This is a genomic window from Ideonella azotifigens (assembly GCF_006519715.1).
Taxonomy (GTDB): Bacteria; Pseudomonadota; Gammaproteobacteria; order Burkholderiales; family Burkholderiaceae_C; genus Ideonella; species Ideonella azotifigens.
Map to the genome: position 1 here is coordinate 1 of NZ_VIDT01000162.1, position 9,528 is coordinate 9,528.

Annotated in this window: 7 protein-coding genes; 5 read left to right on the top strand and 2 right to left on the bottom strand. The window is 58.2% G+C overall.

Annotated features, from left to right (window positions below; translation table 11 throughout):
• The 4 genes from FKP22_RS31990 to drt3b form a co-directional block, all read left to right on the top strand.
• The coding region (locus tag FKP22_RS31990; RefSeq protein WP_211361386.1) for a type 1 glutamine amidotransferase family protein at nucleotides 1-391 on the top strand (391 nt) is incomplete at its 5' end.
• 185 nt (nucleotides 392-576) lie between these two features.
• Nucleotides 577-900 (top strand): hypothetical protein, encoded by a 324-nt coding sequence (locus FKP22_RS12205; protein ID WP_141287765.1) that lies wholly within the window; start codon nucleotides 577-579, stop codon nucleotides 898-900.
• Between the two features lie 294 nt (nucleotides 901-1,194).
• On the top strand, nucleotides 1,195-2,529 hold the full coding sequence (gene drt3a / locus FKP22_RS12210; RefSeq protein ID WP_141287766.1) for an antiviral reverse transcriptase Drt3a: 1,335 nt from the start codon (nucleotides 1,195-1,197) through the stop codon (nucleotides 2,527-2,529).
• A 37-nt stretch (nucleotides 2,530-2,566) separates the two neighbouring features.
• On the top strand, nucleotides 2,567-4,594 hold the full coding sequence (gene drt3b, locus FKP22_RS12215) for an antiviral reverse transcriptase Drt3b (protein ID WP_211361387.1): 2,028 nt from the start codon (nucleotides 2,567-2,569) through the stop codon (nucleotides 4,592-4,594).
• Nucleotides 4,595-5,009: 415 nt separating this feature from the next.
• Here the strand turns inward: drt3b and FKP22_RS12220 are convergent, their stop codons facing one another.
• Both FKP22_RS12220 and FKP22_RS12225 read right to left on the bottom strand, forming a co-directional pair.
• Nucleotides 5,010-6,287, bottom strand: coding sequence for a hypothetical protein (locus FKP22_RS12220; protein WP_141287768.1), 1,278 nt, complete (start codon nucleotides 6,285-6,287; stop codon nucleotides 5,010-5,012).
• A gap of 189 nt (nucleotides 6,288-6,476) precedes the next feature.
• Nucleotides 6,477-8,966 (bottom strand): bifunctional diguanylate cyclase/phosphodiesterase, encoded by a 2,490-nt coding sequence (locus FKP22_RS12225; protein ID WP_141287769.1) that lies wholly within the window; start codon nucleotides 8,964-8,966, stop codon nucleotides 6,477-6,479.
• A 263-nt stretch (nucleotides 8,967-9,229) separates the two neighbouring features.
• Here FKP22_RS12225 and FKP22_RS12230 point away from each other — a divergent pair.
• A partial coding sequence (locus FKP22_RS12230) for a winged helix-turn-helix domain-containing protein (protein ID WP_141287770.1) occupies nucleotides 9,230-9,528 on the top strand: 299 nt, incomplete at its 3' end.

A 9,528-nucleotide genomic window follows, 5' to 3' on the forward strand; every position in this document is an offset into this window, starting at 1 on the left:
CGCGCTGCTGCGCGTCACGCTGAACTGGACCGACCCCCCCGGCCCCCGCCTGGTCAACCACCTGCACCTCACCGTGCGCGCCCCTGGCGGCACCCCTGAATACCGGGGCAACCTCTGGGACACCACCGCCACCCGCACCCACCTCTCCCGCCCCGTCGCCACGCCCCCGGTCCCCGCAGACGCCCACGAAGACATCCAGACCTTCAAGCAGGTCGTGCTGGAGAACCCCGCCCAAGGCGACTACGAAGTCGAGGTCTCAGCAGACGCATTCCCGGCGGACCCGTTCAACCAACAGAACCTGCAGCCATTTGCGCTGGTGTTCCTGGGGACGGGGACGGAAGCGAAGTTTGCGCAGACGGTGGCGCAGGTGGTGGGGGCGGCGGTTTATTGAGGGCGGCGCTTTCGGACTGCTTCAGGCTGGCTGCTGCCGCTGGGTTTCTGCGGTCCGTTGACCGCTGTCGGTTGGGAAGCCGCCGGTGCCAATGGTAGCCAAGGTCAGGTTCAGGCAACAATGCGGAACTGACGCGGCCGGCCAGGAGCGGGCATTGCCAACGTGCAGCTTTGAGGAAATAGAAAATGGGATTGGACGCACAAGTCATTGCGATCGGGCCGTTTAACGCCGACATCGCTTCTGCGCTTGAATACGGCGAGAAGCGATATGCTGGGGTGCCACCCGGCGCCACTGTGGTGTCCACAGTTTTTCTAGCAGCGACGTCGGATGAAAGCGTCGCGCTCGCTGCGGCCTTTGGAGTTGGTGCCTTTGAGATGGGCAAGCACAAGCTCGATCCGAAAAATGCGGACATTGAAGCGCTTGCCTTGCAATTCGGAGAAGCCGATGCAGGCAACTTTAGACGACTAGCAAGTCGAGGGTTTGAGTTCTACTACATGCCGAACGGCTAGCGTCCGCAACGGGTCGGCAAAGTGAGCTCGCAGTCTCAAGAACCGGTCGCTCAGGCTTGGTCAGGCCGTACGTCAGCTCCCGGAGCTGTCTGCGAACTGGTAGTCCCGGCCAGGAACGGTCATCGGTGAATGTCTGCCATCAGGCAACATGCAACAGCACTGATCTTGTTTAGCCACGTTGCCGCGGCAGCTCACGTTCGAAATTCACTAAGATGTAGGATATTCAAGATCTGAATTGGCCACCAACATTCAGCCAATATTCATTTGTAAGACTAGTCAGTAATGCTTGACCAAATGTTCACGGCGGAGAACTTTCGTCGCATCTATGACGCCGAAAACCGCAAAGGCGCCGACTTGGCTACCCGCTACTTTCCGAGTCTCGAGCCGGTCACGCTCGCCGTGCGCGACAAGGTAAAAGACATTCGAGATCTACGGAAGGTGGCATCCAAACTGACAGCTGAAGATTTCGAGACACAGTTGCTTGCCTTGAAAGATGAACTAGTTACCTTAAAAGCAACCAAGTCATCCGCTGTTGACGTCTTGATGGGTGAAATTAGTCGGAAGGTCCACAAGTCAAGCTTCAAAATAGACCTCTCTCAAAAAACTGGGCCGAAAGGAAAGTCGGTTTTCTGCATCGACGCGGAGCCCGAAACCTTTTTTGTCATCAAGCAGCTTCAACGCAACATTCATTGTACCTACGACGTCAAGCAGGCTAACCGTCATGACTTGGTCTGCCAGCTTCGCGATATGCTAGGCAGCAAATTTCCTTTCGAGTTAGTCCGCACCGACATTTCGTCGTTTTATGAAAGCGTTGATCGTCAGCGGTTGATCGAAAAGCTCGATCGCGACCAGCTACTGAGCGCCGCGTCAAAAAAATACATTAAGCAAGTGCTGAACTCATACGGAAATATTTCTGGCAACGCGACCGGCATTCCACGAGGTGTTGGCGTTAGCGCATATTTGGCTGAGTTGTATCTAGGACCAGTAGACAAAGCGATCCAGAACCTCCCCGGTTTGACCCTATATTGCCGATTTGTAGATGACATCGTGGCTATGTTTGCACGACCACCAGTCGGTAAAGATCTTGGTTCGTTCAAAGACCAAATCATTGCTATTTTTGGAGAAAACGGGCTTACTTACAATGCAGCCAAAACCTCCGAATTCAAACTTGCCGATGCAGGGCCAAAAAAATTTGAGTATCTTGGTTATCGCTTCCTCGTTAGACCAGGAAAGGTAGAAATCAGCCCAAGCTCAGCGAAGATAATGAAATATCGTGCAAGGATGAATGCTGCATTTGCGGACTATTGGCGGGAGATGCCGGTAAGCCCGAAAGGTGCATATCGGAAGTTACACGCACGTGTGAGGTTCCTGACTGGCAATACCCGCCTTTCCAACAGCAAGTCATGCGCTGTGACCGGCATCTATTTCAATAATTCGATTGCGAACAATTTAGCGAGCCTCAAGCTCCTCGATAAGCGTCTCAAAACACGCATTGGTGAGCTAAAGCGGACCAGCCTTCAGAAGACACTGAAAAACCTCAAATTCACCACAGGTTTTGAGCAGCGCCGTTATCATAACTTCAGTACGCAAGAGCTTCAAGTGATCGTGGAGGCTTGGAAATATGTCTAAACGACGTGTCTTGCTAACCCACAGGAAGCAAAGGGCCGTGCTGACTGACATGCTGCCGTTCGAGGTGCCTCCAACTTTTTCCAATCGAGGCTATTTCCGATTTCTAAGAAACCACAGCGTTGAAATCGAAAAGGGTCAGTTGCGCTGGATTTGTGAAACAACAGATCTAGACCTGACATTGCGGATACTGTTCGGGATTGCCCCCAATACTCCTATCGCAACCGAAACTGTAACCGAATGGGGCAAGCACAAAACGCGCCGTTCAGTGCCCATTAGCAAATGTCGGATGGATACGGTCCCGTTCAATTTTCGGGTAGCTCACAATCTTGATGGACGCACCCTGAGTATAGTGCATCCGCGAAATCAGGTTGATGTGGCCAACTTCTATGTAACGCACAGCGCATTGATTACGTACTATACGTCCGTCAGCGATTTTTCGATTCGTCGCCCAGTGTCTGTGTCGCGATATGTTTATTACAAGGACAAGCTCCATGAAGAGCGCCTGGACTCGACAGCCGGGGTAGAAGAGGAAGGCCGTGAATATGAGCAGCTCGGCTCCTACTTCGTTTACAAGAAGTATCGAAACATACATCGATTTTTTGAATCTCACCAGTATCACAGTAGCGAAAAGAAATACGACGCGATGGTGCAGATCGACGTCAACAAATGCTTCGATAGCATTTACACTCATTCGCTGCCTTGGTCTGTACTAGGAAGGGATCAAACGAAATTCAGTTTGGAAGAATCGAAAGCTACTTTTGGAGGGCGGTTTGACGCCCTAATGCAAAATCTGAATCATAAAGAGACAAATGGTATTGTTATTGGTCCGGAGTTTTCTCGGATTTTTGCTGAAATCATTTTGCAATCGGTCGACGCCGAGCTCTGCAAAAAATTATTTGAAGGCGAGAATCTGACTCATAGGGTAGATTATGAAATATTTCGGTACGTGGACGATTTTTTTGTTTTTTACAACAAAGAGTCTACACGGATAAAGATATTTGAAACGCTTCAGGGAATTCTAAAATCCAAAAAACTGAGCATCAACACTGCAAAGATAAAGCAATATCAAAAGCCGATCATTACCGAAATCACAATCGCCAAAGAGCGGATCTCAACCCTTTTAAAAGATGAGATTGATCCAGTGTGTGAAGAGGAGGAACCAACACCGGATTCCCTCACAGCACCAAAGCGGAACCTGGTCTGCTCCATAAATACAAACCGCCTAATCACCAGATATAAGTCCGTCATCAAGGGGGCAGGTGTTACCTATGGTGATCTACTCAATTACACATTTGGAATAATTGAGAACAAGCTCGAAAAGCTTTGTAGAGCGTATGTCGAGTGCGACAAATCAGATCGTGATCGCAAGCGCCTCATTAAGGCCATGCTTGCGAGCATGGAGTATGTATTTTTCTGCTACTCTGCAAGCCCGAAAGTCAACCACACTATCCGCCTCTGCCGGATGGTTGCAACTTCGGTTGGCTTCCTGCATGCTCAAGGCCTTCCATACGAGTTGAAGCATTTGCTGTTTAAGTACATCCAAGAAAACGTGATGCAACAGCTCGAAAAGAACACAATGAGTAATCAAAGCGAGGTTGAAAGCCTATATTTACTCATTTCTCTATCGTATATCGGGCGTGAGTATTGGCTACCAGTCTCCGTCATTCTTCGGCATTTTTTGATCACGGAAGAAGCAGGTACGGGAAATTATGTTCGCCCAGGTTTCATGAGCCACTTTTCAATCACGGTCCTTCTTTCTTACATTAAAGACAAGGTTCGTTACGTGAGGTTGAAGACCTTCTTGGAAGCACACATCATTGCCAAGCTTGAACATATGGAGGCCTATCGCAACAGTGATACCGAGGCGCTGATCTTGCTGCTCGATCTCGTGATCTGCCCTTATATCAGTTTCGCTACCAAAACTCGCATTGGACAAATTTTTGATTTGGATGCAGTAGGGCTCTCGTCTATCCAATCCTCCAACGACCACTGGTTCACGGCCTGGGGAGATAGGTTCGATCTCGGGAAAGAGCTGGACGCGAAGCGCAGTCGTGAGGTATATTGATTGCGGCGCCCCGCTTTACCCGAATGGCTGTTGGCAGCCCACACACAAGCGCCATCTCTTCCCCTATATCAATTGGGGGAAGAGTAGTGAGACGGTAGGAGTGGGCCGTCTTACCCCCCGTCAGCACTGCATACGACATGATCGAACGCAGCTATGGGTCGAGAGCACCTGTTCGCCGCCGGTGGCAGCAGACATTCGATCAATGCTTGACTCGGGGGCTTTGCGGCTTGGACGGCCGCTGTGCGCTCCGCACCGGACGTTGGTGTCGCCGGCAGGGGCTCAACTTAGTGGCTGGTTCGTGGCCGGCAGCGTGCCCCCGATCCCCAGCAGCCAATGGCAGCACCCGCTGCGAAGCGGTCATGTCGGTAGCCCTGCAAAATTCAGGTAAACGTTCGGAGCGCGAAAGGTGGCGCCTTCAGGGCCCCGCCGCCAGCTTCAGCTGAACAGGCGCCGCGGCAGCGGTCTGGTTGAAGTTGCTGTCGTAATCCGTGGCGTTGAGGGCCACGCTGGCGGTGCCGGGCTTGAATGCGTTCGGGACGATGGCGTCGATGGTGCCGTTGCCCTTGCCGCCAGCGCATGGCACGGTGCCGCTGCCCGAGCCTTGTGCCGCGCCCTGCGTGATCGTGAAGCTGACGCCGACCGATGGGATGGACGTGCTGCAACTCAGGTTCACGCCGACGACGACATGGGTCACCTTTTCGTAGAACGGATCCACCCAGACCCAGCGGTGATAGAGCTTGTCGGTCCTGGCCGCGGAGACGCTGCCCGTGGTGACGGGCGGTGACGGGCGCAGCGCCAGCGAGGCGTAGACATCGGCCGTGTTCTCGGCGCCGCCGGACGCGAACTCGAACAGGTAGGTCACGCCCGGCTGTGCCGAGAAGCGGGTTGCGCCGGGCTTGGACTTGCCAGGGGTGAAGCTGTTGGCCACCAGCGTCGGCTGGTCCAGCGTGCCGGTCATGACCTGCACGACCGGCGACACGTAGGCGCTGGTGAACAGCACGTCCAGGTCCTGCTGGGCCGTGGCGGTGAAGCTGTACCACAGCGTGTCGCCATAGGGGTAGCAGAAAGTGACGCCGTTGTCGGTGTAGCAGGGCGTGAAGGGGTCGTACGAACTGTCGCCTTGCGCCGCACCGACATCGCCGTTCGTGCTCCATGGCACGCCGGGAATCGCTTCCGCGAACCAGAAGAGGTCATTGGCCGGCGGCACCGCGCTCCACGGATTCACGTAGGCATGCGGATTGACGTTCAGGTTCAGCGTGGTCTCGCCGTTCGCAACCGGGGAATAGACCTCGAAGTAATAGGCCGTGCCTGCCGTGGCGTAGAACTCGACTTCGTGCGCATCCGGATGGCATTGCACCGCCGATAGCGCGCCCGGCGCGCCGCCCCACACCGCCATGCGCGGGCGCAGCGGGGTGGAACCGGTGGTCGCTGAAACGCGTGCCTGGATGAACTGATCGACGGGCGAGGTGTAGCGGTACCAGACGCTCTGGTAGGGCGTGGTGCCGCAGGAAGGATCTGTGGCCGACTGCGTGGCGCCCGTCATCAGGACGGTTGCGGCCGTGCCGCCTGCGGCAATGACGATGGCCTGGGCAATGTCGTCATTGGCCGGCGCGGCCCATGCAATCGCCGGAACCGTGGTGGCTGCTGCCGTCAGCAGTGCAGCAAGCATGCGTCGAATGTTCGGCTGAAACATCAAGGCTCTCCTCGTCTGGCTGCCTGGACGGCATGCGTTGCACGCGGAGATTTTGAGGCCTTGGCAGCCGGCGCAGTTGGCACGAAAGCGGGACAGGCCGTGGCAGTGCGACGAGAAGCGGGTGTTTGCGACGCCCGCAACGGGCTCTCACCTGCGAGCTTCTGATGGACCTGCCACGCTGGTGTGCGCTCAATTGGCCGCTGGCGACGCAGGCACGTCCTGCAGGCGGAACCACGCGGCAAAAGCCTGGGCCACCACCGGCCGGCTCAGCAGGTAGCCTTGCAGTTCGTCGCAGCCGTGCGCGTGCAGGAAGTCGAGCTGCGCCTGTGTCTCGACCCCTTCGGCAACGACCTTCATGCCCAGGCCGTGGCCGAGCGCGATCACGGCTTTGGCGATCGCACTGTCCTCGGAGTCATTGGGGGTGTCCTTGACGAATGAGCGATCGATCTTGAGCGTGTCCACGTTGAAGCGCTTGAGGTAGCGCAACGACGATTGGCCGGTGCCGAAGTCGTCGATCGCGATGCCAACGCCCATGCGGCCGAGCTCGGCCATCGTGCGCGAGACCACCTCCGAGTCGTCGATGAGCATGCTCTCGGTGAGCTCGACTTCCAGCAGTTGCGGTGCCAGGCCGGTTTCGCGCAGCACGCCTGCGATCTGCTGGACCAGTTCAGGGTGCCTGAATTGCCTGGCCGAAACGTTCACCGCAACCTGCAGCGGGCGCATGCCCGCACGCTGCCACTTCATCATCTGTCCACAGGCTTCGCGGAAAACCCAGGCGCCCACCGGCACGATCAGGCCGGTCTCTTCGAGGATGGCAATGAAACGGTCGGGTGCGACCAGCGCCTGGCCTGCCGGCTTCCATCGCAGCAGTGCCTCGACACCGATGACCTGGCCTGTCCGGATGTTGGCCTTGGGCTGGTAGTGGAGCTGGAACTCGCCGCGTTCCAGCGCCTGCCGCAGTTGGACTTCGAGCGCGTGGCGTTCGGTGGCGGCCCGATTCATCTTCTCCTCGAAGAAGCAGAAGGTGTCGCGCCCAAGCTCCTTGGACCGGTACATCGCCATGTCGGCCTGCTTGATCAGACCATCGAGGTCCACGCCTGAATCACTGTTCAGCGTGATGCCGATGCTTGCCGTGACGAAGAGTTCATGTGCACCGACCTTGATCGGTCGCGCCAGCGCGTGCAGGATTCGCCTGGCGATGGCCGCTGCTTCGCCGGCGTTCACGCCCTCGGTCAGGATCATGAACTCGTCGCCACCCAGCCGAAAGACTTCGTCTGCCGCCGCAGCCTGGCCACTGCGCGCGATCGAGTCGCTGTCGCGCAGGCAGTCCGCCAGCACGTCGGAAATGGCCACCAGCAATTGGTCGCCAACTTCATGGCCCAGGCTGTCGTTGATGACCTTGAAACGGTCGATGTCCAGAAACATCAAAGCCAGTCGCTTGGATGAACGGCGCGAGCGCCTGATGGCTTGCTGGAGGCGGTCACGAAACAGCGTTCGGTTCGGCAGGCCGGTCAGGCCGTCGAAGTTGGCCAGGCGGGTCAGCTGCTTCTCGTTCGTCTCGCGCTCCGAGATTTCGCGGCTGTGCGCTTCGCGCAGGTGTTCGGTGAGCTCGGAGATCGCCGAGCGCTGCCGGCCCAGGGAGTTGGCCATGCTGTCGAGCGCGGACATCAGCCCACCCAGCTCGCCGCGTGGATAGGGCGGGGCGATGCGCGCGTTCAGGTCGCCCGCACCCAGGTTGCGAACCATCGACGTGATGCGCACCACGGGGCGCCGGATTCCCCATTCCGCCAGCGACCAGACCCCTGCAAACAACAGCAGCGCTGCCCCGATCAGGACGACCAGACCTTCGCGAAGGTGTCGTCTCGAACTTGCCACCAGCACCTGGTGAGGCTGGCCCAGCAGGACGCGCAGGCCCGCAGCCCGCATCGCCGGAGAGTCCGCCACGGCCCAAACGTGACGCAGGCCGTCGACGCCAATGATTTCACCCATGCCGCCGGACTGTGCGAGGGCGAAGAGGGGACTGCCCGCCATCGACGCGCCGGGTGTGTGCAGAACTTCCTTGCCGCCCACCGAGGCCAGCACGGTGCCTTTGTCGTCCAGCAGCAGCAGCTCGGCCGCCTCCAGAAGAGACTGCCGTCGTGCGTCTTCGGCGAAGCTCTGCAGGTTCAAGGAGGCCACCAACATGTAGCGAAGTGCACCGTCGTCGGCCCGGGCCGGATACACGACCTGCAGCACTGCAGTGCCCGTGAGGCGACCGAATGCGGGCTCGGTCGAGACGCCGGTTGCGCCGGCCAGCACACGCTTCACATAGTTTCGGTCGGACAGGTTGACCACACGTCCGCTCTGCAAGGAGTCGCAATGCAGTTGCCCGTCGGGCAGTACCGTCACGATGCCGGTGTATTGGGGGTAAGTCTCGCGCACCGCCGAGAGATGGGCGGAGCACAGAACGCGGTCCGCGCTGTCGAGAAGTTGAGAGTGCGCCAGACCGTAGTGCAGCTGCGCAGTGCCCTGAACGCGCTGATCGAGCGCCGCCGCCACGTTGTTGGACGAAAGGGCCAGGTTGCTGACCGCGTCGGCGATCTCGGCTTCGTTCTCCTTCAGGAAGCGCCAGCCGAGAAGCGAAGCCGGCAGCAGCGTGGCCAGCAATACCAGGCACAGAAGGCGGGAACGCAGGCTCATCGCGGCAGCTCTGCAGGTGGATCGACGGGAAGGCAGGACAGCCCCCGCTGCGCATCGCCGTGGCGCGCAGCGCTGGGTTCATCGGCATCGTGCTGAACGACGTACATCCGCTTTTTTCGGCGAGACGCGACAAGACTTGAGCGGCTGCCATGCGCAGCCGCGGCCGCTGCTCGCCAGCCCCCCGCCTCTGCGCGTACATTTACCCCTCTCCCCCGAGGCGTTTGCGCCTCCCCCAATGGGCTCACCCACGAGGAATGTTGTCGATGGATGCGCGTGGAGTCTTGCCGGCGCTGGCCTTCGGCCCTTTTGTGCTTGACCGCTCTCACAAGCAGTTGCTGGAAGCCGGCAGGCCACTGCACCTTGGCGGCAGGGCTTTTGACCTGCTGGCGGCGTTGACCGAGCGGCCCGGGGAAGTGCTCAGCCGGCAGGCGCTCGAAGCCAGGGTCTGGCCGCACACCATCGTCGAGGAGACCAGCCTGCGCGTGCACATCTCGGCCCTGCGCAAGATCCTCGGCGACGGCGTGGCCGGCGCGCGCTACATCGCCAACGTGCCCGGCCGCGG

Excerpts from the sequence above, each read along its gene's own strand:
- drt3a (WP_141287766.1), top strand. The coding sequence starts at position 1,195 with ATGTTCACGGCGGAGAACTTTCGTCGCATCTATGACGCCGAAAACCGC.
- FKP22_RS12220 (WP_141287768.1), bottom strand. The coding sequence starts at position 6,287 with ATGTTTCAGCCGAACATTCGACGCATGCTTGCTGCACTGCTGACGGCA.
- FKP22_RS12225 (WP_141287769.1), bottom strand. The coding sequence starts at position 8,966 with ATGAGCCTGCGTTCCCGCCTTCTGTGCCTGGTATTGCTGGCCACGCTG.
- FKP22_RS12205 (WP_141287765.1), top strand. The coding sequence starts at position 577 with ATGGGATTGGACGCACAAGTCATTGCGATCGGGCCGTTTAACGCCGAC.